General features: G+C 49.9%; 17 protein-coding genes and 2 pseudogenes. 11 read left to right on the forward strand and 8 right to left on the reverse strand.

Going from position 1 to position 24,827, the window contains the following annotated elements; genetic code table 11:
• Nucleotides 1–80 precede the first annotated feature (80 nt).
• Nucleotides 81–1,031 carry an alpha/beta hydrolase gene (locus tag H70357_RS11445; protein WP_231578414.1) on the forward strand — a complete coding sequence of 317 codons (951 nt, stop codon included), beginning with the start codon at nucleotides 81–83 and terminating at the stop codon, nucleotides 1,029–1,031.
• 88 nt (nucleotides 1,032–1,119) lie between these two features.
• Here H70357_RS11445 and H70357_RS11450 read toward each other — a convergent pair whose 3' ends face one another.
• Nucleotides 1,120–2,811 (reverse strand): M3 family oligoendopeptidase, encoded by a 1,692-nt coding sequence (locus H70357_RS11450; RefSeq protein ID WP_038589234.1) that lies wholly within the window; start codon nucleotides 2,809–2,811, stop codon nucleotides 1,120–1,122.
• Between the two features lie 167 nt (nucleotides 2,812–2,978).
• Here H70357_RS11450 and H70357_RS36605 point away from each other — a divergent pair.
• The 4 genes and pseudogenes from H70357_RS36605 to H70357_RS11470 form a co-directional block, all read left to right on the forward strand.
• Nucleotides 2,979–3,140 (forward strand): annotated as a pseudogene (locus H70357_RS36605) (MerR family transcriptional regulator); the annotation flags it as partial.
• A gap of 173 nt (nucleotides 3,141–3,313) precedes the next feature.
• Nucleotides 3,314–4,225, forward strand: coding sequence for an alpha/beta fold hydrolase (locus H70357_RS11460; RefSeq protein ID WP_038589241.1), 912 nt, complete (start codon nucleotides 3,314–3,316; stop codon nucleotides 4,223–4,225).
• 104 nt (nucleotides 4,226–4,329) lie between these two features.
• A complete protein-coding gene (locus H70357_RS11465; protein ID WP_038589244.1) occupies nucleotides 4,330–5,118 on the forward strand; it encodes a helix-turn-helix transcriptional regulator in 789 nt (262 codons plus the stop codon).
• A 226-nt stretch (nucleotides 5,119–5,344) separates the two neighbouring features.
• The gene (locus H70357_RS11470; protein WP_156130857.1) at nucleotides 5,345–6,655 is read left to right on the forward strand and encodes a hypothetical protein; all 1,311 of its coding nucleotides are present in this window, start codon (nucleotides 5,345–5,347) and stop codon (nucleotides 6,653–6,655) included.
• Between the two features lie 682 nt (nucleotides 6,656–7,337).
• Here H70357_RS11470 and H70357_RS11475 read toward each other — a convergent pair.
• Nucleotides 7,338–8,231, reverse strand: coding sequence for a LysR family transcriptional regulator (locus H70357_RS11475; protein ID WP_038589250.1), 894 nt, complete (start codon nucleotides 8,229–8,231; stop codon nucleotides 7,338–7,340).
• A gap of 210 nt (nucleotides 8,232–8,441) precedes the next feature.
• Here H70357_RS11475 and H70357_RS11480 point away from each other — a divergent pair, with 210 nt between their 5' ends.
• From H70357_RS11480 to H70357_RS11495, 4 genes are read left to right on the forward strand one after another with little or no spacing between them, the layout of a single operon-like run.
• The gene (locus H70357_RS11480; RefSeq protein ID WP_038589253.1) at nucleotides 8,442–9,410 is read left to right on the forward strand and encodes an ABC transporter ATP-binding protein; all 969 of its coding nucleotides are present in this window, start codon (nucleotides 8,442–8,444) and stop codon (nucleotides 9,408–9,410) included.
• Between the two features lie 27 nt (nucleotides 9,411–9,437).
• A complete protein-coding gene (locus H70357_RS11485; RefSeq protein ID WP_038589255.1) occupies nucleotides 9,438–10,532 on the forward strand; it encodes an ABC transporter substrate-binding protein in 1,095 nt (364 codons plus the stop codon).
• Nucleotides 10,533–10,537: 5 nt separating this feature from the next.
• Nucleotides 10,538–12,217, forward strand: a complete 1,680-nt coding sequence (locus H70357_RS11490) for an ABC transporter permease (RefSeq protein WP_038589258.1) — start codon at nucleotides 10,538–10,540, stop codon at nucleotides 12,215–12,217.
• A complete protein-coding gene (locus H70357_RS11495; RefSeq protein WP_038589261.1) occupies nucleotides 12,214–13,521 on the forward strand; it encodes an MBL fold metallo-hydrolase in 1,308 nt (435 codons plus the stop codon). The genes H70357_RS11490 and H70357_RS11495 overlap by 4 nt, the downstream gene beginning before the upstream one ends.
• A gap of 133 nt (nucleotides 13,522–13,654) precedes the next feature.
• Here H70357_RS11495 and H70357_RS11500 read toward each other — a convergent pair whose 3' ends face one another.
• The 4 genes from H70357_RS11500 to H70357_RS11515 form a co-directional block, all read right to left on the reverse strand.
• Entirely contained in the window at nucleotides 13,655–16,057 is a 2,403-nt protein-coding gene (locus H70357_RS11500; RefSeq protein ID WP_038589264.1) for an FtsX-like permease family protein, read from the reverse strand.
• Nucleotides 16,057–16,824, reverse strand: a complete 768-nt coding sequence (locus tag H70357_RS11505) for an ABC transporter ATP-binding protein (RefSeq protein WP_038589267.1) — start codon at nucleotides 16,822–16,824, stop codon at nucleotides 16,057–16,059. The genes H70357_RS11500 and H70357_RS11505 overlap by 1 nt, the downstream gene beginning before the upstream one ends.
• A 99-nt stretch (nucleotides 16,825–16,923) precedes the next feature.
• Nucleotides 16,924–18,366 carry a HAMP domain-containing sensor histidine kinase gene (locus H70357_RS11510; protein ID WP_038589270.1) on the reverse strand — a complete coding sequence of 481 codons (1,443 nt, stop codon included), beginning with the start codon at nucleotides 18,364–18,366 and terminating at the stop codon, nucleotides 16,924–16,926.
• A 24-nt stretch (nucleotides 18,367–18,390) separates the two neighbouring features.
• Nucleotides 18,391–19,089, reverse strand: a complete 699-nt coding sequence (locus tag H70357_RS11515; RefSeq protein WP_038589273.1) for a response regulator transcription factor — start codon at nucleotides 19,087–19,089, stop codon at nucleotides 18,391–18,393.
• A 190-nt stretch (nucleotides 19,090–19,279) separates the two neighbouring features.
• Between H70357_RS11515 and H70357_RS11520 the strand changes: the two genes are divergently transcribed.
• Entirely contained in the window at nucleotides 19,280–21,616 is a 2,337-nt protein-coding gene (locus H70357_RS11520; protein WP_038589276.1) for a winged helix-turn-helix domain-containing protein, read from the forward strand.
• 724 nt (nucleotides 21,617–22,340) lie between these two features.
• On the opposite strand, the pseudogene H70357_RS11525 reads toward H70357_RS11520, so the two are convergent.
• Nucleotides 22,341–22,989 (reverse strand): annotated as a pseudogene (locus H70357_RS11525) (transcriptional regulator).
• Nucleotides 22,990–23,293: 304 nt separating this feature from the next.
• Between H70357_RS11525 and H70357_RS11530 the strand changes: the two are divergent.
• Entirely contained in the window at nucleotides 23,294–24,325 is a 1,032-nt protein-coding gene (locus H70357_RS11530) for a phosphotransferase (protein WP_038589280.1), read from the forward strand.
• A gap of 41 nt (nucleotides 24,326–24,366) precedes the next feature.
• Here the strand turns inward: H70357_RS11530 and H70357_RS11535 are convergent, their stop codons facing one another.
• On the reverse strand, nucleotides 24,367–24,765 hold the full coding sequence (locus H70357_RS11535) for a hypothetical protein (RefSeq protein WP_052091981.1): 399 nt from the start codon (nucleotides 24,763–24,765) through the stop codon (nucleotides 24,367–24,369).
• Nucleotides 24,766–24,827: the final 62 nt, after the last annotated feature.

Genomic DNA, 24,827 nt, shown 5'->3' on the forward strand with positions numbered 1-24,827 from the left:
GCTATATGATTTTATGATAGAGTTGATTAAATATGAATTGGTTCTACTTGAAATAGAAACCAGTTGAAACGGAGGATGGTATGAAGTGTTCCGGACAAAGTATCGGCATAACCTTCTTGTTACTGTTAATGATGTTTATCGGGGGATGTTCATCGGACAATAATCCCATAACTGCTCAGGCATCTTCACCCGCTTCAAAGGAGAAGGAGGGGACAAGTCCGCTGCAAAGCTCGGAAATTCAAAAGGTTTCTTTTCAGAGTGAATCGCTTGACCAAGAGATGAAGCTGAACGTGTATCTCCCGAAAGGCTACAGCCCGGAGCAACGTTATCCTGTGCTGTATCTCATCCATGGCTATGGGGGCAATGAGACAGATCTGTTATCCGGCCTTGAAGTAGATCAGAACGCAGACCGCTTAATCGAAGCCGGGAAGATTGAGCCGTTGATCATGGTCTTTCCGCAGATGGACAATAGCTATGGACTTAATACATCACCGAACTATGCAGTTGACTATCCGGGAGATCCGATGACTACGTACAGCGGCATGTATGAAGATTACCTGTATAAGGATGTTGTAGGATATGTAGATCAGCATTTCAGCACCATAACAAGCCGGGATGGGCGCTTTATCGGAGGGGTGTCCATGGGCGGATTTATAAGCTTGCATACTGCCTTTCTTCATACCGATCTGTTCAGCAAGGTGGGCGGCCACAGCCCGGCTTTGTTCCAGGACGATTGGTCCCAGGCAGGCGGCGAAAATGGTGTGAAACGGTTCCTCTATCCAACTGATGAAGACCGGCAAACCCGCGATCCGCTTATTTTTGCAGAGGATCTCGATCTGTCGGAGCTGGAGGTGTATCTGGATTGTGGAGATCAGGACCACTATAAGTTCTATGATGGAGCCGAACAGTTAACCAAGCTTCTGGAGAGCAAAAAAGTCTCCGTACAATATCACTTAGGCCAAGGGGCGCATGAAGCAGAGTACTGGAAGTCAAATCTCGATAATTATTTGTTGTTTTATGCCGGGAAGTAACAGGCCTTACTTTCTCATTGGATAAGCATGACAAAAAAGCAACTCCTCCTACCCGGCAGGAATTGCTTTTTGTGTTGCAGCTTATCGGTTACAGTGCTTTATCGTCAATGGAATTTAACCAGCCTTCAATCTCTCCGATGACGGAGCTGACACAACCATCCTCGAATGGTGAGATCAGACCGGCAAGCTGGGCCAGCTGGACAAAAGATTGGCTTCCCCCGGCCTCACAGAGGCGCAAATAATCGCTCCAGGCAGATTTGAAATCTTCATTTGAACGTTTCCAGAACTGGAAAGCGCAGAGCTGGGCCAGCGTATAGTCGATATAATAGAACGGTGAGCGGAAGATATGTCCTTGCTTATGCCAGAACCCGCCTTGTTCCAGATAAGCGTTGCCGTCATAATCGCGGTGTGGCAAATATTTCTTCTCAATTGCCCGCCAAGCCTGCTTGCGCTCAAGCGGTGTGGCCTCTGGATTCTCATAGACAAAATGCTGGAATTCATCCACAGAAACACCATAGGGAATGAACTCCAATCCGGATGCCAGATGGTTGAAGCGGTATTTGTCGGCATCCTGCTCAAAGAACAGGTCCATCCACGGCCAGGCAAAAAACTCCATGCTCATTGAGTGAATTTCCGCCGCTTCCGAAGTCGGGAACTCATATTCAGGCAACAGCATATTACGGCTTGAATAGACCTGGAAGGCATGGCCCACTTCATGGGTCAGCACATCAATATCTCCTGCCGTTCCGTTGAAATTGGAGAAAATGAACGGGGCCTGATACTGGCTCAGATAGGTACAGTATCCGCCGAATTGTTTGCCTTTTTTGCTTGTCAGATCCATGAGCTCGTTGTTCTTCATAAAAGTGAAAAATTCATCCGTTTCCGGAGAAAGCTCTTTGTACATCTTTGCACCGTTGGCCACAATCCACTCGGGATCGCCTTTGGGTTCAGCATTGCCTGTATTGAAGTTAAAGCCTTCATCGTAATACTTCAGGGCATCCAGACCCAGACGTTCGGATTGGCGCTGCTTCAGCTTCAGGGAGACGGGAACGATATGCTCCAGCACCTGCTTACGGAAATTGGCGACCATCCCGGCGTTATAGTCGGTACGCATCATCCGGTCATAACCGAGTTCTACAAAGCTGGCGTAACCCAGCTTCTTGGCTATGCGGGTACGAACCTTAACGAGCTCGTCGTAAATACGGTCGAATTCGGCCTCATGTGCGGCCATAAATTCATTTTTGGCCAGATAAGCACGTTTGCGCGTATCGCGGTCTGTTGCCGTTTCAAACGGTGTCAATTGGGACAAGGTGCGTTCTTCCCCATCGAACTGGATCTTGGCGGAAGCGATCACCTGAGAGTATTCGGTGGAGAGCTTGTTCTCCAGCTGCAGATCCTCAATAATTTCCGGACTGAAAATCCGGAGCGAAATTTCAGCCAGCTGGAGCAGCTGCGGGCTCCATTCCTTTTCAATTTCAGCTCTGAATTTGGAGTTTACGAGCGCTTTGTAGTATTCAGTTATGTATTCCTGGACAATGGGGCTGATCTCATCTACGTAATCCTGTTCTGCCTTGTAGAATTCATCCTCAGTGTTGATGGAATGCCGGATGTAGACGAGGCTTGTCATGGTTTCAAAAGAACTGCGGAGTTTGTTAAGCGCAAGGATTGCTGCCTTTTGTTCCTCCCAGTTATCCGCTTCGAGACCTTTTAGCAGCGCCGTGAACTCCAGCTTAAACTTGTTTGCGTCGGGGCGTTCATAAGGGTATTCTGTAAATTTCATGAAACCATCAACATCCTTTCTCTACCATATGCACTATATTATATACGCTGGAGCCTCAAAAAAACAAAAAAAATTAATATTCGGAGACCTTTAATTAATTTGGACGGGGGTATTGACTCTCCCCTTAGAGGAGGCCCTAAACTATGTTTTGAAAGGAGCGGGTTCAGTTGCTTTATGGCGTAAAGGAGACAGCCGCACTATCCAAGGTAACCGTCAAAACTCTGCATCACTATCACAAAACCGGCTTGCTGATGCCGTGTGAGATCAGTGAAGCGGGGTACCGTTTGTATGGGACGGAGGAGCTGGAACGGCTGCAGCAGATTATTTTCCAGCACAAGCGCAGTAGAGTGATTTCCAAACGGACAGCAGAGCTGTACGCACCGATATTCCGCCAAGCACGTTTAAGTGTTTGGCGGTTTTTGGTGATAAGTTGCAAATCTATTTTTTTGTCACGGAAATCCATATGCATCCATGTTATCATCGGTTCAGCAAAGGAGTGCTGATGTTGAAGACGAAGTTGATCCCACCACCAGGAAAGTTAATTCGGGTTAAAGGCAAACAGATGCATATCAGAATAAGTGGGTTACCAGGAGGTAAGACCGTTGTTTTCGATCATGGCTGCGGCTACGGATCTTATTCGGATACATGGTCACTAGTTGAGGAGAAAGTAGCGCCATTTGCACAGACTGTTGTTTACGATCGGGCGGGGTATGGTTGGAGTGAGAAGGGATCCGTTCCTAGAAACAATGAGGAAGCTGTTGAAGACTTGCACGAGCTGCTTCAGGCAGCAGGCGTTCGACAGCCTTTTATCTATGTGGGCCATTCCTATGGTGGTGTAAATGCGCGTCTTTATGCGGAGCGCTATCCGGAAAATCTGGCTGGCATCGTGCTTGCTGATGCGAGTCACGAAGATGAGCTGACAGACCGGTTCCCAAGAGAACATGTGAAGGGCCAAAAGTCGGGAATATGGATGTTTCGGATGCTGTATTGGTTGACCAGAGCAGGGATTCTGAATTGGCTATTGCAGCGTAATAAGCTGAAGGATTTTGAAGCTCTGTTGAAGCATTTCCCTGAGCCTATAGCGGAACGGATGAGACTAATGACGCCGCAGAGAGCGACAGGGTTGGCAGTATATCAGGAATTCAAAAATTTACAGCTTGGCTATGATGCCGTCCGGAATAAAAGTCTTCCTGCAGGATTGCCCTTACTTGTGCTGAAAAGTGGCAAAGTGGAGCATTTAGAGAAACTTCCGTCAGGGATAGCCGATAAAATAACAAGCTGTTTATTGGATGTAGCTGAAGAAATGTCCCAGTTGTCTGACCAGGGCGAACTGGTCGTTGTGGAAGACAGCGGACATAATATTCATATCGAACGACCCGATGCCGTAGCTCAAGGAATCCGTCAAATGCTTTAAAAACCGTGTTTCCGAACATATGCAACCTGTGGTTGACAGATTGTTAACGTCGCTTGGTAGTCAGGAACATACCGGTTTAATACGATAAGCTTGAGGTGATGATGATGGATTTTGCGGATAAACTGCAAGGCTACAGAAAACAAAGGGGGATGTCCCAAGAAAATTTGGCGGAGGTCATCGGTGTGTCGCGGCAAGCCGTATCTAAGTGGGAATCGGGTCAGTCGTATCCGGAAATGGATAAGATGATTGCCTTAAGCAAGTTCTTTGGTGTAAGTATGGACCATATGGTTAAGGAAGTTTCAGGTAATCAGGAAACAGTCCCGCCACTCGATGCTGGGAACTTCCACGCTGATGTAACTGCAAAGTATCATTATGAATACAAGAGCAAACGAACGTTGTTAGGGATTCCGCTGGTGCATATTAATGTCGGACGCGGAATTTATGTCGCCAAGGGAGTTCTGGCTATTGGGAATATTGCCGTTGGCGGTTTGTCAGTCGGAATCCTCTCGCTTGGCGGCCTATGCTTCGGCGCACTTGCAGGGGGGATGATCAGTATTGCCGGGCTGGCTCTTGGCTTGTTGTTGGCCATAGGCGGACTGGCCGCAGGAATTATCGCTATAGGAGGGCTTGCCGTTGGAATCTTCGCCATCGGCGGGCTGTCCATCGGAATGTTCTCGCTCGGCGGCTGTGCGGTTGCCTCGCGGATCGCCATCGGGGGTTATGCAAGCGGGCATATTGCGATCGGCGACGTGGCCAAGGGGGCGTACACGATCTTGGTCGAACAGGATCATTTCAGCAGCATTCAGGCTGAGCAAGTGAGGGGACTGATTAATCAGGAGTACCCGCGCCTGTGGAAGCCAGTGGCAGAAGGGATCATAGCTATATTCGAATAGAAGCTAGTGTAGTATCCAGCCGCTGATCACTGACAGGAAACTTTCTAACCAGCTTCCGGAGCGCATGGCTGTGACGCTGTACTCCGGGGGGATTTCTGCAGGAAGGCTGGCACCCCTGTTACAATTTGGTATACTGAGCCTATTATTACAACTTCCTATGCAACCAGTGTTTGGCAGATGAAGTATGTTTCGCATAGAGATCTAATGTGTTATGGGGGAAATGGGATTGAAGAAGGCTGTTTTGTGTTCAATATTGTTCATGTTTATAATGGGTAGCTTGATTCCCGGGGTGGGGGCAGCTGCGAATTCCGTCTATCCGAGTGATAATGGGCCCCGGCAATCCAGTTATGCTGCACCGTTAGCCAAGCCGGAGTTGAAGTGGGCGGTTCCGTTCACAGGAGAAATTAAGCAGGTGGTTATTGATTCAGCAGGTATTTTGTATGTTCTGTCCGAAGGAGTGCGGGTAGTGAAATTAACGTCACTCCGGGCAAGCGGCGAGATCCTCTGGTCCAAGGAAATAAAGGGTGTAGAGGCGAATGCACTCAACCTGTCCAACGATAAGTTTCTGATCGTATCAAGCTCGCTCGACGGCCGGGAGCTGACGGATTCTTCTAGGCTGAACGACAGAACGGCGATTGTATCCAAATACACTATCGCCGGAGAGCTGCTTTGGGAAAATACATATGAATATGTAATGAGACTCGGCAATATCACCGTAGGCGATGACGGCTATGTGGCGCTTGCGCTATCGTACTTTACTCAAGCAAGCGGATCGAAGAGATATACGGAACATGTGAAGCTGATCGGCATGAATGCGAGTGGTGAAACCAAGTTCAACAACACAATGGTTTCGGACACGGAGACGGTCCCTGTATATTTCTCTGCTCCTCTAATTGTGAAGGACAACGTATACTTGTCGATATCCAAGGGATTCATGAGACCTTATAGTTCAAGAGCGATGATCGCCGAATTCACGGATGCCCAATTTTTAAAGATCAGCAAGCAGGGAGTATTGTTGTCCAGCACAAAGTATAAGGGCATTATTCCGTATGCTCCTGTCTATTACAACAACAATTTCTATGTGAGCGGTGAACCCTATGGCGGGGACAACAACTTGTATATAATCAATACCGCCGGGAAGATCACCAAGACCATCAGCGTAGAAGCGGGCCATATCGGCAACCAGATTCCGGCTTCCATCAGCACGGATGGGCATATTGTTTTTGCACAGCATGTGTACAGTCCTGCCGGCAAGCTGCTCTGGAGTTTTCAGCCGACTGTCAAAGGCAAGGTCTACCGCTTTTATCCGTATTCCGTACCTGGCCTCACCCTTGACAGCAGCCAGAATATTGTATTTAGCGGCTATGATAGTCTATACGGTGGCGCTTACATTAGCTCCATCAATATGAAGACTAAAAAAATCAACTGGAGCTTGCCCATTAACACAGACGCACGGTCTCCAATCATCATTGGCAAGGACGGAACGATATATGTATGGGGGAATAAGCTGTATGCATACGGCAAGAAAGCTTCGTAAGTAAGCTGAACCTTGAACAGTTATTCCAAAACGGCAGAAATGCCGTTTTTTTGTTGCCCGCGTCCCCGGATAAGCACGCATTTTCCAGCTGGTGAAGGCCGTGGCGCGGGAGGGGTCAATCCCTTGTGCAGGGGGATTTCTGAGCAGGCCAAGCCCCTGAGCAGGTCAAGCCGCGCGCAAGTTAAATCCCCTGCGTAAACCAACCCCTGGGCAGGCCAATCCCGCCCAAACCAAGCCTCTGAGCAGGTCAAGCCGCGAGCAAGCCAATCCCCAGCGTAAACCAACTGGCATAGCAGGATAAGCTCCGCCCAAGCCAATCCAGCACAGGCCAATCCCGCTCAGGGCAATCCCCCGCGTAGGCTGCGGACTGTATAGCTCTTATTTATGCGTATCTGTTCATTTCAGCGGGTTCGCGGACCGTATAGCCGTTATTATGCTTCAGCATCATGTTTATAGAGGTGATTTGTGCAAATAGCTGCATTCCAGTCCGCAAGGTGGCTTAATGAGGCGGATTCATGTGAATAAGGGCGCCTCGGTCCGCAACATTTCCTCCGCACTCAACCTCTGCCCCCAACACTCTGCCCCCAACACTCTGCCCCAATCACTCTGCCCCCAATCACTCTGCCCTCAATAACTCTATCTCCAATTACGATGTTCGAGTCGCTATGTGCTTGTCTCGCCTTCAGATGCGGATCGTGCGGATCAGGTCGATGAACAAGCCGATCAGCGGGGAATAGTGGCGGTCGCGATTATAGGAGTAGAAGATATGCCGCTGAAAATTGTAGTCCGGAATAGTCCGCATCATTAATTTTCCCCTCGCCACCTCATCCTCCACGGCAAGCCGCGAAATAAAAGACACATGTCTGCCGCCCATAAGCGATTGCTTGATCGCCTCCAGTGAATCGAGCAGGATATGGGCTCTTGGCGTTACGCCGGATCGTTCAAACCATTTGTTGGTCAACTGGCGTGTGCTCGATTCCATATCATGCAGAATAAAATGGGCCGATGCGATCTCGGACGGACTAAGCCTGGTCTGAGCCGCAAATTCATGAGTGGGGGCGAACACCAGTACAAGCTCATCTTCGCATAAGGACTGGCTGTGCAGAGTCGGCACATAAAAGGATTCCGTGGACAATATGCCCAGATCAATTTCATGGTTCACCAGCATCTCTTTAATTACAGGGGAGGGCTTAACCGATAACGAAATCGTTGTTCCCGGATGCTGCTCTCCGAACTGGCCCAGGATTTGGGGGAGAATATACGTGGCCGGCACATAACTTGCGCCGATTTTGAGCGTGCCGCGGCCTGCATTACTGAACTCCTTCACTACCCGCTCGGCTTCTGCGGCCAGGGCATTGATTTTGACGGCATAATGAAGAAACGCCTTGCCGCTTTCCGTCAGGATCATTTTATCCATTCTCGACTCAAAAAGCTTCTCCCCGAGCTGCTGCTCCAAATTCTTCAAATGATAAGTCACTGTAGGCTGCTTCAGTCCCAGTTCTTCGGCTACTGTCGTGATTTTCCTGTGTTTATGGAGCAGTTCTACGATCTGCAGCTTAATCAAATTCAGGTTCATTTCTATTCACTCCCTCGTCTGCTAGCTAAACGATAACATAGAAAAATTCTATGAATGTTAAAATAAATCGGTGAAAAAGTTAATATCGGCGTTACACCCGGCAAATATTGCGGGAATTGTTTGCCTATAAACTAAGGACATGTTCATAGCAATCCTACTTTAGTGCAGTCATTATCTCTTTATAAGTTAAGAACAGGCAGGTACATGAGAATGAAGCAGCTTATCATTAGCGGACTGGAAAAGAAATTCGGTGACGTGCATGCCCTGAAGCCTGCCGATCTGACCATTGCGGCAGGAAGCTTTACCACGTTGCTTGGGCCTTCGGGCTGCGGTAAAACCACCCTGCTTCGTCTGCTAGCAGGACTGGAAACACCGGATGCCGGAGAAATTGTGGCTGACGGGGAACTTATTTTCTCCAGCAGCCGGAAGATCAGCCAGCCGATTCACCGCCGGAATTTCGGAATGGTCTTTCAGGATTTTGCGCTTTGGCCGCATCTGAGTGTCTTTGAGAATGTAGCGTTTGGGCTGCGGGCATCGCGGCAGAAGAAGGAGCTGCGCAGCCGGGTGCAGGAAGCGCTGCGCAGCGTAAGGCTGGAAGGACTGGAGCTGCGGTTTCCCCATCAGCTGTCCGGCGGGCAGCAGCAGCGGGTCGCTTTTGCCAGAGCGGTGGTGACCCGGCCCCGGCTGGTGCTGTTCGATGAACCACTCAGTGCGCTGGATGCCGTCCTCCGGGATGAGATGCGGCTGGAGCTGCTCTCCCTGGTGAAGGACATGGGCATCACGGCATTGTACGTGACACATGACCAGACCGAAGCGATGTCCATGTCGGATGAGGTGGTTGTCATGCATGGCGGAAGCATCCTACAGACCGGTGCCCCCGAGGAAATTTACAAGAAGCCGGCAGAGCCTTTTGTTGCCCGCTTTATCGGCAGGTCAAACTGGATTGTCCCCGGGAAGCAAATGCTTCGTCCGGAGCAACTACGCTGGATCGACAGGGAGGGAACCTCTCAGGCATTTACCGGAATTATCCGGCATGTCAGCTATATGGGTGACCGCTATGAGGTCATTCTGGAGATGCAGGGAATGGGCACCTGGACGGCCTATCATTCACACCGCTTAACGGTGGGTGAGAGCATTCAGGTCTACGCCTCACAGGAGCACATTCACCATCTGAACTAATCACAATTATTATTAGGAGGTCTTCCCTTGAATTTCATTAAAAAAAGCAAACTAGGTTCCGTTCTTTTGACTGCCGTACTAAGCATCAGCCTGGCTGGCTGCGGTTCCTCCAATACACCTGAGGCTAACGCTAAAGCGAACGACAGCAAGACCAAAAACAATAATACTCCGACTGCCACTGAACAAGCCTCACCACCGGCAGAGAATACGCTTAGCGGCAGTCTTGTGGTATACAGCGCTGGACCTGAGGGACTGGCGAATAAAATCAAAGAAGGGTTCGAAGCGAAGACCGGAGTCAAAGTGGAAATGTTCCAGGGCACCACAGGCAAGATTCTTGCTCGGATGGAGGCGGAGAAATCCAACCCGGTGGTCGATGTGGTGGTTCTTGCCTCCCTGCCTTCCATGCAGGGCATGAAAAACGACGGATTATTGCTTCCTTATCAAGAAGCGGTGAATGCCGGCAAACTTGTCAGTGACTGGTCGGATGCGGAAGGGAATTACTTCAGCTACAGTGCGTCCGCACTGGGAATTGTCTATAACACCAAGAAAGTAACCACACCGCCGGCTTCCTGGGCTGACCTGGGCCAGCCGGAATGGAAGGGCGTGGTCAACATCCCCGATCCTTCGCTCTCTGGCTCGGCACTGGATTTCATGACCGGTTACCTGAGTGCTCAGGGAGACAGCGGCTGGGATCTGTTCAAGCAATATAAAGCAAATGGGGTGGCGATGGCAGGGGCGAATCAGGAAGCACTGGATCCGGTAATTACCGGTGCCAAATCCGTGGTTGCCGCAGGGGTAGATTATATGGCCTACAAAGCCAAAGCGGATGGAGAGCCGGTGGATATCGTGTATCCGGCTGAAGGCACAGTGATCAGCCCGCGTCCGGCGGCCATTATTAAGACGAGTGCAAATGTGGACAACGCCAAAGCATTTATTGATTATCTGCTTTCTGATGAAGCCCAGGCACTCGTAGCCAAGGCGTACCTGCTGCCGGGAAGAAGCGATGTGAAGGCGGAGAACCGCGCCAATCTGGATGAAATCAAAACCTTTGACGTGAATTGGGATTGGATGAACGAACATGGCGATGAAGTGTCCACAACATTTACGGATTTGTTCAAATAAGCGGAATGAAAATTAACGCTTTACGCTCATTTAAGTGGGTGAGCAGCAGCCTTGCTTTGTGTATACTGGCCATTCTGGTGCTGCTGCCGCTGCTTCTGATCTTCTGGACCAGCATTTATTCTGGTCAAAAACTCGATATCACCGCGCCGCTCAGGACCATTACCGGAAACAGCGGGCTAATGAAGGTGCTGCTGAATTCTCTGGGTCTTGGAGCAAGCGTAGTCGCCTTGACTACAGTGTTCGCCTTGCCGCTGGCCTGGATTATGGCCAAGAGTGACATCGGGCGTCACGCCTGGCTGGATGTTGTCCTGCTGATTCCGTTCATGACGCCGCCTTACATCGGTTCCATGGGGTGGATGTTATTTATGCAAACTGGTGGCTATATGGAGCAGGTTCTTCCGTCTTCTGCAGCGCTGACCCCTTATTTCTTCAGCTATGGGGGGATGGTGCTGATTATGAGCCTGCATCTGTTTCCTTTCCTCTATCTGCTGCTGCGCAATGCACTGCTGCAGATCGGGGGCGGTTTGGAGGAAGCGGCTTCGGTTCACGGCGCTCCATTCTTTTACAAGGTTAGAAGAGTTATTGTGCCCTTGCTGTTATCGAGTTACGGGCTTGGTGTGCTGCTGATCTTTGTTAAGACGATTGCTGAATTTGGGACACCTGCGACCTTCGGGCGCAAAATCAGGTTTTATGTTCTGACCTCGGAAATTCATAAATATATTTCCAGCTGGCCGATTGATTTCGGCAAAGCGACTTCACTGGCCAGCCTGCTGCTCGGAGTCTGCCTGATCCTCTGGTATATCCAGACGATCATCAGCAGCCGCTATTCTTACCGCCTGGTGGGCGGGAAAGGGATACGCAGCAAGCATTACGCCGCAAAGGGAGCCTTGGGCTTCTTCAGCTGGGGGTATATTGTGCTGCTGCTGCTCGCTTCCGTCGGAGTCCCGTATTTCTCCATTATTACCGCATCATTATTGAAGCTGCGCGGAGAGGGGCTGTCGTGGGGGAACCTGACGTTAAGTCATTATGCTGAGCTGCTCTCTCCAGGATCACCAGGCCTGCAGGCACTGATCAACAGCTTCAGCCTGGCGATTGTTGCTTCGAGCATCGCAGTAATTCTTGGTACATGGCTCGCGCTGATCATTGGCAAGGGCACAGCATGGCGGCAAAAATGGACCGATCTGTTCAGCCTGCTGCCGAACACCGTTCCGGGCATTGTCCTTGTCGTTGGGCTGATCCTCCTGTGGAATGCCCGCTGGATGCCGGTCCCGCTCTATAACACCTATGGGATGGTCGTGCTGACCTATGTCGTGCTGTTCCTTCCCTACACCGTGCAGTATGTCAAAGCCAGCTACGGGCAGATTGATTCCTCCCTGATGCAGGCGGGGCAGGTATTTGGCGGAAGCAAGACTTACGTGTTCCGCCGTATCCTGCTGCCGCTCATTCTTCCCGGAATGGCGGCTGGCTGGATGATGACCTTCACCATCTCCGGCCGTGAATTGGTGGCCTCGCTGCTGATTCTGCCGCCGTCGATGCAGACGTCGGCGACTTATATCTTTGCCCAGTTTGAACAAGGTGCAGTGGCGATGGGCATGGCAATGGCCGTAATCTCCGTAGGCGTTACAACTGCATTGCTGCTTGTAATTCAATACTTAAGTCCAGACAGAAAGCGGAGACAACTATGACCAAGCTGACCATATGGGGGGGCGCCGGGGAGCATGGGCGCTCCTCCTACCTTTTACAGGGTAAGGAAGCCTGTATTTTGCTCGATTGTGGTGTGAAGAAGGAAGGGAAAGGAGAGTATCCGCTGCTGGATGCCGCGGTTATTCCGCAGCTTCAAGCGGTCTTTCTATCCCATGCCCATGAGGACCATTCGATGGCCCTTCCGCTGCTTTATAAATATGGCTATAAGGGGAAAGTATGGACAACACGCGATACCGTCAGGCAGCTGCCCGGCTATTTCGAGGCGTGGAGCCGGTATGCGGCCGCTGAGTCAGCCAGGCTGCCTTATGGAGATGAAGACAAGCAGGCGATGGAATTTATGTTTCTGGACGAGCAGGCCGGACCCCGCAGCTGGCTGAACGTTGCACCCGGCCTGCGTGTGCAGTGGGGACGAACCGGACATCTGGCTGGTGCGGTATGGCTTGCCCTGGAGTGGGAGGGGAAGACGGTCTACTTCTCCGGTGATTACACCGAGGAGTCGCAGCTGCTGGCAGTGGACCGGCCACAGGCGCTGTTCTTGTCCGGGCCTGAGGCAGGCAGGGAGCAAGGAGACGCCGATCTGGCCATCATCGACGCCGCCTACGGAGCGGATCCCGAAGAGCAGCATGTGAAATTGCTGCAGCTGGAGACTGCGGTCCGGGATACTTTAGAAGGCAGCGGCTGTGTGCTGCTGCCGATGCCGCTGCAAGGCCGGGGCCAGGAGCTGCTCATCTGGGCTGCTGAGCGGTTTCCACAAGCGCAGCTTGTGGTGGAAGAAGCTCTGCTGGCTCCGCTCCGGGCGTTGCGAACCCGTTCAGCTTGGCTGAGAGATGAGGCTTCCGGCTGCATTGAACAGCTCCTGAACAGCAGGAACTTGGAAGCAGTCTCCAGTCCTTCCGAGCGGAAGGAGGCACTGCGGCAGCGGAAGAATAAGATAATCTTCACGAACGACGCACTGCTCCAGTCGCCTACAGCCCAGTGGTATTACCGGCAGCTGCTTGATGTTCCCGGCAGCCATGTGATTTTTACAGGCCATTTGCCTGAAGGCAGCTTTGGCCGCAACCTGCTTGGGCAGCAAGGCAGCGGCAGCTGCATGGTTTCACTGATCCGCTACAAGGTGCATCAAGGCCTTCCTGACATCCGCCGGATGCTGCGGGCTGTTCCAAGCCGCCGCACAGTGCTGGTTCATGCCCCTAAGAAGCAGACGGATCAGGTGCTTTCCATCCTGGAGGAAGAAGGGTTTACGGGACTGTATTCTCTGCTTCCCGGGGATAGTATCTCCTTCTGATGCACCCGAATACCTCCTTTCAGACAGCAAGCCAGCTCGACATCTGAGCTGGCTTGCTGTCTGTTTGCTGTTTATCTACTAAACCCAGCGGTCCGCAAAAGGGCGGTTCAATGGGTTATTCAAATAGCTGCTGTTATTCCGTGACCAGAACCCGTGGTGAAGTGCTGCGGATAACGCTGGAGGCGATCCAGCAGCCGAGACCGGCCACGGTTATACTAAGCAAAGCGAGGAAGGAGATGCCAGCCCACTGCATTAGGAGCGGCAGCTTGACAATACCATAGGAGGAGAGCAGCCCTCTTAATATGCCGGGGAGGAGGAATACCCCGCAGCCGATGCCGAGAACCGCCCCGGCCGCGGACAGCGCTACAATGCTCCAGGTTACTGCACCCCGGATGTTATTCGAAGTCAGCCCGATGGATTTGTAGATGCCATAGGTCTTGGTTTCCTTGCGGATATGAATCCGGCAGGTACTGTAAATAATGAGGCAGGTGACCAGCAGAAACAGCAGGCTCAGAATGCTCATCGGAATGATCAGGACCGCCGTAGCTTCCTTGAATACCGAATCGAGCAGGGTTTGCTGTTTGATGGCCTGAATTCCAGGGCCATATTTGTCATTCAGCTGCTGCACTATCTTTTCTGCATCATCGTCGTTTATTAAATTCAAGTAAGCTGTATCAGGGTGAAACTGGGTGAGCGCATCCGAGGTTATTCTGGCCTGATTGGACATATTGGCAATCGACTGATAAATGCCGGTCACTGTGAAGGTGTGCCGCTCTCCTTCAACATACAGCTCTATAACATCTCCGAGCTCTTTCCCGAGCTGCCTGGAGATGTTGATGCCGATGGATATTTCATTCCGGTTGACCGGATTTCTGCCGTTTATGGAGGCGAAGCCCACCTCATCCAGACTCCCTTCTACGGCATTAAGCGGAATGCTGAGGGATTGTGAAACATCGTCCACCTTCCCGGAGCTTCGCATGGTTTCCGCAGACACAACGCCGATGGATTGGCCCGCCCAGTTAAGGTTCAGGATAGCGGGATCGGCCTTAACCTCGGCATTCAGAGCTTCACGGTCGAAATCCGCTTCGTTCACGACCATGACAACAATATCAGAGGCATCATAACCCCAGAGCGGCGAGGTTTTCTGCATTTGATAGATGCTGTTCAGGAGGACGAAGCCGAAGACCAGCACTGACGTTGTAACGGTGGTCAGAATAAGCATCAGGATAGAGCCCTTAAGATTTTTGGTTACATTTCTCAGCCCGATGACAGCAGGAACCGGCCAGCGCTCAAACTCACGGCCCCGCTTTCCCCGGCCTTTCGAACGTTTGCCAAGGCTGCTGTGCGAAGCTTCAGACATGCCATAACGAATGGCCTGCATCGGCTGGATGGAACGGGTTTTGCTGGCATAAATCCACACGCATACAAGAATCAGCAGCAGCATCCCTGCTCCGACCATCCAATCAGTCCAAGCTCCCTGGAGCCGGATCGAGGAATGATCTGTTTTTAAGAAGGATAGAGACTGTTCAATAATAACTCCCGATAGAAAGCGGCTGATCCATAGCCCGGGCAGGATGGACAGCAGTGCAAGAAAACTGTACTGGGCAACGTAGGTGCCAATAATCTGCCTTGAAGTCAGACCCATGGATTTGAAAATCCCGATGGTTTTGTAATTGGCCAGAATTGCATCCGAAATCGTAAAGCTGATCGTAAACAAGGCAACCAGCATCATTACAATGCCAAGGAAGCTCATGACAAAACCGATGATCTTATTCATGATAAAGTAGAAAGCTGAAATTTGCTCATAGCTGTTCATCTCTTCCATAAATGGAGTGCCCAGAAATTTCTCAAACCGTTCCCAATAATCAGCACGCTGGCTGTAGTCAGCGAAACGGAGTCCCAGAATATATGAATCTGTGTCTTGAACAGAGCTTAGATCCTGCTGGTAGTCGCTGCTGTTCATCCAGATCCGCGCTGTTGTGGAAAAGGGCCCTCCCAGCGGAAGGTCGATCACGACAGCAGATACAGTTAAGCTAAGAGGAGTATTGCCTGTCTTGAACTGAAGCTCGTCACCAATGGAAACATCATATTTATAGGCGAGCGAGGTTGGAATCCAAATCGTACCCTGTTCAGGATGAGCAGTCTCCGGTCCTTGGGCAAATACAAGCTCATCTGTGCCAAAAGGCCGGTCCGGTGTATTCATCATATACAAATACAGGTTGGGGATATCTTCTCCGCGGTGTTTAACTCCTGCCAAAGGCTTGTAAGGCAGCAGCACGGATGCCGTTACGCCATCCTGCTGGGACCACCACTGGGCTGACTTCTGCGGATTGTGAAGACCTCTGCTGAACATTAATAGTTCATGGGAGCCTTTAGTGTCGCGATGCAGGCTTTCGTAAAGATCTTCCGAGTTGGAAATAACGGTTATCGCGGTGTTCGTCAGCAGCGTGGACAGCAGAATAAGCAGCGCAATCAGACTGTTCTGAACTTTGCGTTTCCTCAGATTCCCCCAGCAAATCGTCATTATTGCATGCATTACGTATGGCTCCCTTCACGGGAGATGTAGGAGAAGATGAGGGACTCTCTGTCCTGCAGCTGATCAGGGGTAAAAGCACCAAGCTCCAGCACGCCGCCAACCTGACCATCGCGGATAAAGATCAGCCGGTTCGCACGGCAGGCTGATTTGATATCATGAGTGACCATGACGATGGATTGTCCCTCGGCATTCATGCTTGTCAAAATATCGAGTACCGCAACGCCCTGATCATAATTCAGGCTTCCTGTCGGCTCATCTGCAAAAATGATCTCAGGCGTATTGATTAATGCCCTCGCAATAGCAGCTCTTTGCTGCTGGCCCCCAGACACTTCGGCTGGCAGCCGGTGCTGCTGCTCTTCAATGCTCATGGCCTTCATCAGCGACAAGGCTTTCTGCTTCACTTCACGCCGTGGTCTTGCTGCAACATAGCCGGGTAAAGCGATATTTTCCAGCAGTGTCAGATCGGGCACAAGATTGCTGCTCTGATAGATATATCCGATTTTCCTAGCCCTCAGCCCGGAAAGCTCCTTCTCGGAGAAGCTGTCCATACGCTGCTGGCTGAAATGGACTTCACCTGCGGTCACCGTGTCCAAACCGCTAAGCAAGTAGAGCAGCGTTGATTTTCCCGACCCGGAATCTCCCATAATTACGGTGAAATCCCCTTGGTAGATGTCCAAATCAATATTTCGGATGGCGTGGAATTGCTCGCTGCCGGTGGAATAGGTTTTACACAGGTTTTTGGTATGAAGTATCGCGGTTTTCGGCATGCATAAATCCCTCCAGTTATCATTTTCCTTCATTGTAGAGGGGGAATCTTGCAATAAGCTTATCAGGTTATTAATAAATTATTACAAGGCAAGGAGCTGTCAGCATATAGGCAGGGTGAAATAAAATTCGGTCCCCTGATGTTTGGCGCTTTTAAAGGAAATGGTGCCATGATGGGCTTCAATAATATGTTTGCAGATCGACAGACCCAGTCCGGACCCCTCATTGAACCGCTTCTCAAATTGTGAAGGCGCATGTCCCTGAAAATAACGTTCAAAGATAAAGGGCATGTCCTGCGGCAGAATTCCCTCGCCTGTATCGGATACGGTCACCGTAAGCTGATGCTGTTCCTGAACGATGGCTACCCGGATCGTATCTCCGGCAGAAGTATGCTTCAGCGCATTGGCGATAAGATTGGATAGAAGCTGTTCGATTCGGACAGGATCTATGCGGATTAGCACGTTTGGGATTTCGGAAGGCTCAGTAAATTCCACGCCCGCCGTACGGATATAAGGGCCCATCGGTCTGAGGATGGACTCGAAAATCTCCTTGCTGTAATGCTCCACGGGATGTACAGAAATTTGGTCCAAATCTCTTAAAGCATGCACCAGCAGATCCTCGACCAGCATGGCCATCTTGTTGGCTTGCGCCTGCATAATCTCCATATACGCCATAACCGCCGGCAGATCGGAACAGACCCCTTCGCGGATCGCCTCAATGTAGGCTTTTACGATGGTCAGCGGTGTTTTCAAATCATGTGAAATATTGGAGATGAGCTCCTTCTGGGCCTTGCTCTGCGCTTCTTTCTGCATGCTTAGCGTCATAATTTCACTCCGCATTTGATCAAATACGGCGTAGACCTCACCGATTTCATCCTGCTTTGCATATTCGGCTTTCTGCCCGTAGTTCCCCTTGAGAATGGCCTCGGCATGATCCTTTAAACCGTTAACCGGATGAAGGAGGTCGTGATTGATTTTGTACCGGAGCCGGAATAGAAGCAGCAGCACGAGGAGCAAGGCTATCATCAGCAGAGTGAACATGGCAGGAAAAGACGCAGTTTGCCTGTAAGCGAGGAGTGAGCCAGGCAAGGTGAAGATCGCATTTCCAGCCTGCACTCCAGAATCAGGATCAACAACCGGGAAGGCCAGCTTGAACATTTCCTGTGCTGTTTTGGAGCTGTATAGATCATAATGCAGATCACTTTTAAGATTCAGCTTGTCCTTATTCATGGAATGTGGAGCAGAAGAGTCGAAAAGAAGGGTACCGTCAAGGCCAGTGTATTGCAGGTGGAGCTGCTTCTCTTCACTCCACTTACGCAGTTCTTCCCGTATCCTGTTCTGACTGGAGACTTCGGTGTGATGCTGCTCCAGAACCAGCATAATGCCGCTTATCTCAATACGCGCCTGATTCACCACTTCGTCCGGAAGAACATCCTGCTCCGTAGCCGAAAGTCTATACTGAATGAACGCCGCGCAGCCCCCCATAATTACAATACAAGCGATGACTGAGGCGAACCACGGTTTAAACCAATTTCTCCAATACATAGTTCAGCTGCTCCATTCTTTGATTTAATCCAGGTTGAATTTATAGCCGACTCCCCATACGGTTTTGAGATACTCAGGATTGGAGGGGTCCGCTTCAAGCTTCTCCCGCAGCCGGCGGATGTACACGGTAATGGTGCTCTCATCCCCATAGGAGGTGTAGCCCCAGATTTGATCGAGCAGCTGGCTCTTGGAAAATACCTGGTTTCTGTGCTCGGCCAAAAAGAACAGCAGCTCAAATTCCTTGGCAGACAACGAAATCTCACGACCGCCTTGCGTTACTTTATAGGCTTTTTTGTCGATGGTCAGGGTACCGATAGAAATCAGTTCATCCTGCGGCAACGGATTTCCGAGACTCTCCATTCTGCGCAGGTGAGCCTGAATTCTTGCCACCAGCTCGCTGAGGGAAAAGGGCTTGGTCATATAATCATCCGCACCGAATCCCAGCCCCAGCACTTTATCGGTATCGCTGCTGCGGGCGCTTAGAATGAGGATTGGCGTCCGGGTTTTATCGCGGATTTGTCTGCACAGCTCAATCCCGTTTGCATCAGGCAGCATGATATCCAGAATAATGAAATCGGGCTGTACTGCTTCAAGCAGCCGAAGACCGTCCACGCCATTGTCTGCAATATGTACGTCAAAACCCTGCAATGTAATATAATCCTTCAGAATACGGGAAATGTCCTGTTCATCTTCAATGATGAGAATCCGTTTGCGTTGCTGCATCGTTTACACTCCTACTTGTTTATTACTTCCATTATATAGGGCATTCCGGAGATTCACTATAACTCCTTATGTTCTCTATGGTTTCGGGCAGAACATAGCTTTATTATCGGAAGTATCGTCTGATATAATAGGATTAACTATACAAATTTAAAACATAGGGTTGCTTGCTGCAATTTGGAGGAAATACATAATGATTGAAAGCACAAAACTACACATCCCCCATGGCCGCAACTCCCTGGTACCCCGGCCAAGTCTGATGAACAAGATCAATGAAGGAATGACTGCAAGGCTGACTGTTGTATCAGCACCCGCCGGTTACGGGAAGTCAACAGCGTTAAGTGAATGGGTCAAATACAGCGGATCGCGTGCCGCCTGGGTATCCCTGGATAAGCAGGATAACGACTGGATCACATTTTGGAGCTATGTGGCAGCTGCGGTCGAGGAGCAGATTCCTGGGTTTGGTGCCAGAATCCGGCCTTTGCTTAAGAAAGGTTCCTCAATCTTCTCCGAGCCTGCACTGGACGTTATGCTGAATGAATTCAGAGAAACTGCTGCCGATCTGGTCATTATACTCGATGATTATCATTTCATCAGTCTCCCGGAAATACATGATTCGCTGGTCTATCTACTCCAGCATTTGCCGCCTCATATTCACTTTTTTATCGCTGGCCGTACCGACCTGGCCATACTGTCCAGCATTATAACGGAAGCAGTCACTGTACATAAAATTACTATGCAGGATTTGAGCTTCCAACTGGATGAAGGGATGATCTTCTTCCGGGAGACAACGGATTTAAGGTTGACGAAGAAACAGGTGACACAGCTCTACCACCAGACCGAAGGCTGGATCAGCGGACTGCAGCTGGCCGCAATTGCTCTAAAGAGCAGCGATAACATCCCCCGCTCCATTGATGGCATTAGAGGCCAGCATCAGGACATCTCCCGCTATTTGCTGGAGGAAATGTTCTCTCATTTGCCTGAGCCCATACGCGTATTTCTATTGGAAACCTCGATCCTGAGCCGGATGAACCATTCCATCTGTGAAGTGGTAACCGGTCAGCCGGATTGCCAGGAGCAATTGGAGAGCCTGGAACAGCTGAATTTGTTCATTATCCCTTTGGACGATCAGAGAAACTGGTACCGGTATCATCATTTGCTGTCTGATTTCTTGCAGGAACAGCTGACAGCCGAAGATCCGGCAAAAATAACTGAGGCCCATATCCATGTGGCGCATTGGTGGGAGCATTATGGATTTGAAGCGGAAGCGGTGGAACATTACTTGGAGGGCGAGCAATATGAGGACGCTGTCCGGTTGATTGAGAAGAATATCCTTCACCTTTTGCAATCCAGAAGTGTTGTGCTCAACCGATGGTTATCCGTCATTCCTGAGCATTATTTTGCCGGGAAACCAATGGTGGAAGTCTTCTATATCTCTGTGCTGCTCGGAGTAGGGAAATGGGAAGCAGCTTTTAATAGAATTAAGCAGGCTGAGGTCTCATTCCAAACCCTGCAAGCCACTTTAAGCGAACAAGCATTTCATCAGGCGATGGGCAACATCTACTTTATGTGTTCGGTCTCCGCCTATCTGCGCAAAGACTTGGTAAGCATGTCGAAATACTTCGAAGAGATGGAGCAGCATATCCCGGAGGGCAGCTTTTTTCAAACGATGGGGCGCAACAGACACCAGGGATATGATGCCTTCGACGATCATTTGGTCTATATTAACGATCTTCATTATGCAGAAGAGACACTGGTGAAGTGGATAACTGTCTGGGAGAGTAAGCGGGAATATCCTTTTGTAGGTTTCCTGTTTGTCTCCTATACCAAGCTGCTCTACGAGTGGAACCGCCTGGAGGAAGCTGCTATTTCTATTCATAAGGCGCTCAAGCGTGAGGATATTAAGCCTTATGCACGCATATTGATTCACCTTACCGTCAGCGCCGTGAGAATTCATACTGCCCAGGGGGATCCTGAAGGTGCTTCGGAGCTGCTTTCCGGTCTGGGCTCACAGATTGATTCCCCGGATCATTTGCTATTTATGAAAAGAGTTGAAGCGGAGCAAGCCTTCTTGGCACTGGAGCAGGGCCGGGTGGAAGAGGCCCGCGCCTGGCTGCAGAGCTGCGATGTAACCTTTACGGACGAGGTGTCTCCGAACCTTGTTGCCGAGCATCTGATCTTGGCGAGAGTGCTTGCGGCTTGCGAACAATCAGATAACGCACTGCAGCTGTTGGAGCGGATGTATCAGTTATTATGCAAGGAGGACCGTCAGCGGGGCCAGATTCAGGTGCTGATCCTGCAGAGTGTACTTTATCAGGGTATGGGGTTAACGGAGACGGCCCTTGTTAAATTGGGAGCCGCGTTGCAATTGGCACAGCCGCAGGGCTATATCCGCAGCTTTATTGACGAAGGCACTGCTATGAAAGAGCTGCTAACCTCTTATTTGAAGCTGGGGCGGGAGAGCAATATGCGCAAGCGTACCGAGGTTTCCACGGAGTATGTGGAGCGGCTGCTGCAGAGTTTTGAATAGAGGGTAACTCTCTGGCAATGCATCCAAAGAAACGGCAGAAATGCCGTTTCTTTGAGTTGTTATAAACACCAGATGGCCAGTACTCCGTAAGTACTTACTAAATACTCATTACGTAATTACTAATAGGTGCTGCGCAATTTCTTAGTGTGCTCCATCGGACTTTAGCTACCGGGCAATACGTACCATACGTACCCGAATACGTAACGCGCCCGAAAACTCGCACCGGAATACGTAACGTCCCCGAAAACTACCGGAAAACGCACCGGAAGCGCACTGGAAGTGCACAAGAAAAAGTACCAGAGTACGTACCCGAAGAAGTACCACAATACGTACCGAAAAAGTACCAGAGTACACACCAGAAGAAGTACCAGAGTACGTAACCGAAGAAGTACCTTAGTACACACCAGAAGAAATACCAGAATACGTACCTAGCAGATCATCCCCGCAAGCTGCGGACTGTATAGCCTCTATTTATGCTGGATAGCTCTTTTTACCAGGTTCGCGGACCGTATAGCCTTTATTCGCCTTCAGTTACTCCTAAATAGGAGAGATTTGAGCAAATAGCTGCATCTGAGTCCGAAAGTCGGGTATAAGATCCGAAGTTTTGCAAATAAGGTATCCCCGGTCCGCTTGAGGTTATTCGATGAACATAATTGCAATGCTGCGTGTTTCCTCAGCCTGTCCTCCTCAGCTTATCCATTCATAGTCCCAAACGATTACCTCGTTATAACCGAAGCCGGTAGGTACGTATACGCTGCTTGCCGCTCTCAATGTCAATCAGCTGCTGTTCAACCAGGTTTTGCAGGATTCTTCTGGCATGGCGGTTGGTTACCTTCAGATGGGCAGTCAGTTCTACTGGTGTGAACGGACGCAGTAACCGTCTCGCATAACGAAGAGTCTCCGCTTCAAGCCAGGTTAATGTGGAGGAAACATCGGTTGCGATGAATTTTGCCAATAAAAGCGAGCACAAGCTACTGGCATTGTTTCGGTTCTTCTATAACTGATAGGTAGGCAATCGGAAGAAATGTCCAGGAGTCCAGCGATAACAAACAATGGCGCATGCACAGATCCTTGAACCTCCTGACATCAAGATCTCTGGCATGCGGACCATAGCCCTGAATTTCAATTCCTCCTCTGGCACCTCCTGGCATATAGGCCAAATCCAAATACCGGTAGCCATTATTGAAATCCCGAACCTCCCATTCAGGAAACAGATGGTCAAAATTTCCGACTGCCGGGAACCAGACTCTCCTTAAGAATTCAACCGTTCCATGTCCCAGACCTTTGGCCAGCAGCTCCCTCCGTCTAGGATTAAGCTCATTCGTGAGATTAATTTCTAACCATTCCATGTACTGCTGCTCAAATCGAGCCATTGCTTTCCTTCCCTAATAAGATGGGTATTTCGATACCGATCAAGAATTGTTACGGACAAAAAGAAAAGCCGCTTTCACACCACTCATCCCGGATTGATACTCGAGAGATGAATAGTGTGGAAGCGGCGTGTTCTTCACGACCTATAATTGTGATTATACCTTGAAAATTCCAACTCAACAATGAAAGTAGATAACCCTCCATTTCAGAACCGTTTTCTTCACACCAGAAATAACCAATTCTATGATAGATTAGAATGAGGCCGAAGGCCGGGCCAATTTAATTAAGTGGAAGGATTATAGGACTATGGAAACTTTGCATCAGCAATTCGATTTCAACAAGCTGTGCGCAGCTTACGATTTGGGGCAATTAACAACACAGCCGGAACAAATTTTCGGCGGGTTCCTTCATAAAATGTACCGCTTAACTACGGACCGAGCTGAATACGCCGTAAAAGTGCTGAATTCGCAAATTATGAAGCGGAGCACAGCGATGGAGAACTATATTTTTGCGGAAAAGGTGGCAACTCTGGCCCGTGAGCAAGGTATAAACGCGCTTCCGGCTATCGTAGCGAAGGGGAACTTTATGCATGAAGTAGAGGGTCAATATGTGCTGCTGTTTCCTTGGGTGGACGGTAAGCCGCTATCCTCCGGGACCATTGATATAGATGCCTGCGAGAAAATTTCCGGAATTCTCGCAGGCATACATCGCATAGATTTCTCTCAACTTACAGATGAAGCTGATTCAGCCAAGGAAGATTATGTACCGTCAACCGTGGATTGGCAGAGTTACGCCCTCGAGGGAGAGCAAGCTCACTTGGAATGGTCGTCCATGCTGACAGAATACTTGAATAAGCTGCAACAGTGGGAGCAGCAGGCGAACGCAGCAGGGGCTGCTTTGATGAATAACAAGGTGATCAGTCACAGAGATTTAGATCCGAAAAATGTGTTATGGGATAACAATCATCTTCCGGTTATCATTGACTGGGAAGCAGCCGGGGCGGTTAACCCCATGCAGGAGCTGATCGAAGTAGCTTTGTATTGGTCGGGCTCTGAGCAGGGGAATGTTAACAAAGACGCTTTCCGTACAATGATCAGCACATACCGCAAGCATGGAGGCAAGATCGGCGATAACTGGCATGATGTGCTGAATTGCGGATTTCAAGGGAAGCTGGACTGGCTCAGCTATAGCATCAAACGCTCACTAGGAGTGGAGAGCACAGACGCTGCGGAACAAGAGCTGGGAATGAGTCAAGTCATACCGACAATACAAGCTATGGCGGATTATGCTGATTTTATACCGGTCTGCATAGAGTGGCTGGAGGAAATGGAGGTTTGATCCTGCCTTTCGATAAGATGGGTGAATTTGTTGACCGGTGCTTACCCGTAAATGGCCACTGTTAACACGGATAAGAAGGCGATCCCGGCTAAAGGGGTCATGATCCATTTTTCTTTTGGACTCTTGGAGAAAAGGTTGGCGAACGTATTCAGGCCCAAATAAACAGCAATGATCCAGATAAAAATAGATGTGAAATGAAAGCTGAATCCTGAGGCAAGGACTCCGGCGTGTTGCAGCGAAACTGCTGAAAAGAACAAGAGAATGAAAACCGACAGCAGACTGAAAAAACGCAGCTTTCCAGGCAATTTGCCTTTATATCTCCCGCCCATTGTGATCTCGCCCCAGGGCAAACCGAACGTCAGCAGCAATTGGATCAAAGCAATGATTATGAACAAGAGAGTGCTAAGTTTTGCAGCTGCCTGTATGTAAGAATCCTCCATCGTGTTAGCTCCTTTTTACTTTCTTTACAGTCCTCCATATTTTACGCTCGGTTAGTTTATAT

Source organism: Paenibacillus sp. FSL H7-0357 (assembly GCF_000758525.1).
In the GTDB taxonomy this organism is placed as follows: domain Bacteria; phylum Bacillota; class Bacilli; order Paenibacillales; family Paenibacillaceae; genus Paenibacillus_AQ.

Excerpts from the sequence above, each read along its gene's own strand:
- H70357_RS11445 (WP_231578414.1), top strand. The coding sequence starts at position 81 with ATGAAGTGTTCCGGACAAAGTATCGGCATAACCTTCTTGTTACTGTTA.
- H70357_RS11450 (WP_038589234.1), bottom strand. The coding sequence starts at position 2,811 with ATGAAATTTACAGAATACCCTTATGAACGCCCCGACGCAAACAAGTTT.
- H70357_RS11460 (WP_038589241.1), top strand. The coding sequence starts at position 3,314 with ATGTTGAAGACGAAGTTGATCCCACCACCAGGAAAGTTAATTCGGGTT.
- H70357_RS11465 (WP_038589244.1), top strand. The coding sequence starts at position 4,330 with ATGGATTTTGCGGATAAACTGCAAGGCTACAGAAAACAAAGGGGGATG.
- H70357_RS11475 (WP_038589250.1), bottom strand. The coding sequence starts at position 8,231 with ATGAACCTGAATTTGATTAAGCTGCAGATCGTAGAACTGCTCCATAAA.
- H70357_RS11480 (WP_038589253.1), top strand. The coding sequence starts at position 8,442 with ATGAAGCAGCTTATCATTAGCGGACTGGAAAAGAAATTCGGTGACGTG.
- H70357_RS11490 (WP_038589258.1), top strand. The coding sequence starts at position 10,538 with ATGAAAATTAACGCTTTACGCTCATTTAAGTGGGTGAGCAGCAGCCTT.
- H70357_RS11495 (WP_038589261.1), top strand. The coding sequence starts at position 12,214 with ATGACCAAGCTGACCATATGGGGGGGCGCCGGGGAGCATGGGCGCTCC.
- H70357_RS11500 (WP_038589264.1), bottom strand. The coding sequence starts at position 16,057 with ATGCATGCAATAATGACGATTTGCTGGGGGAATCTGAGGAAACGCAAA.
- H70357_RS11505 (WP_038589267.1), bottom strand. The coding sequence starts at position 16,824 with ATGCCGAAAACCGCGATACTTCATACCAAAAACCTGTGTAAAACCTAT.
- H70357_RS11510 (WP_038589270.1), bottom strand. The coding sequence starts at position 18,366 with ATGTATTGGAGAAATTGGTTTAAACCGTGGTTCGCCTCAGTCATCGCT.
- H70357_RS11515 (WP_038589273.1), bottom strand. The coding sequence starts at position 19,089 with ATGCAGCAACGCAAACGGATTCTCATCATTGAAGATGAACAGGACATT.
- H70357_RS11520 (WP_038589276.1), top strand. The coding sequence starts at position 19,280 with ATGATTGAAAGCACAAAACTACACATCCCCCATGGCCGCAACTCCCTG.
- H70357_RS11530 (WP_038589280.1), top strand. The coding sequence starts at position 23,294 with ATGGAAACTTTGCATCAGCAATTCGATTTCAACAAGCTGTGCGCAGCT.
- H70357_RS11535 (WP_052091981.1), bottom strand. The coding sequence starts at position 24,765 with ATGGAGGATTCTTACATACAGGCAGCTGCAAAACTTAGCACTCTCTTG.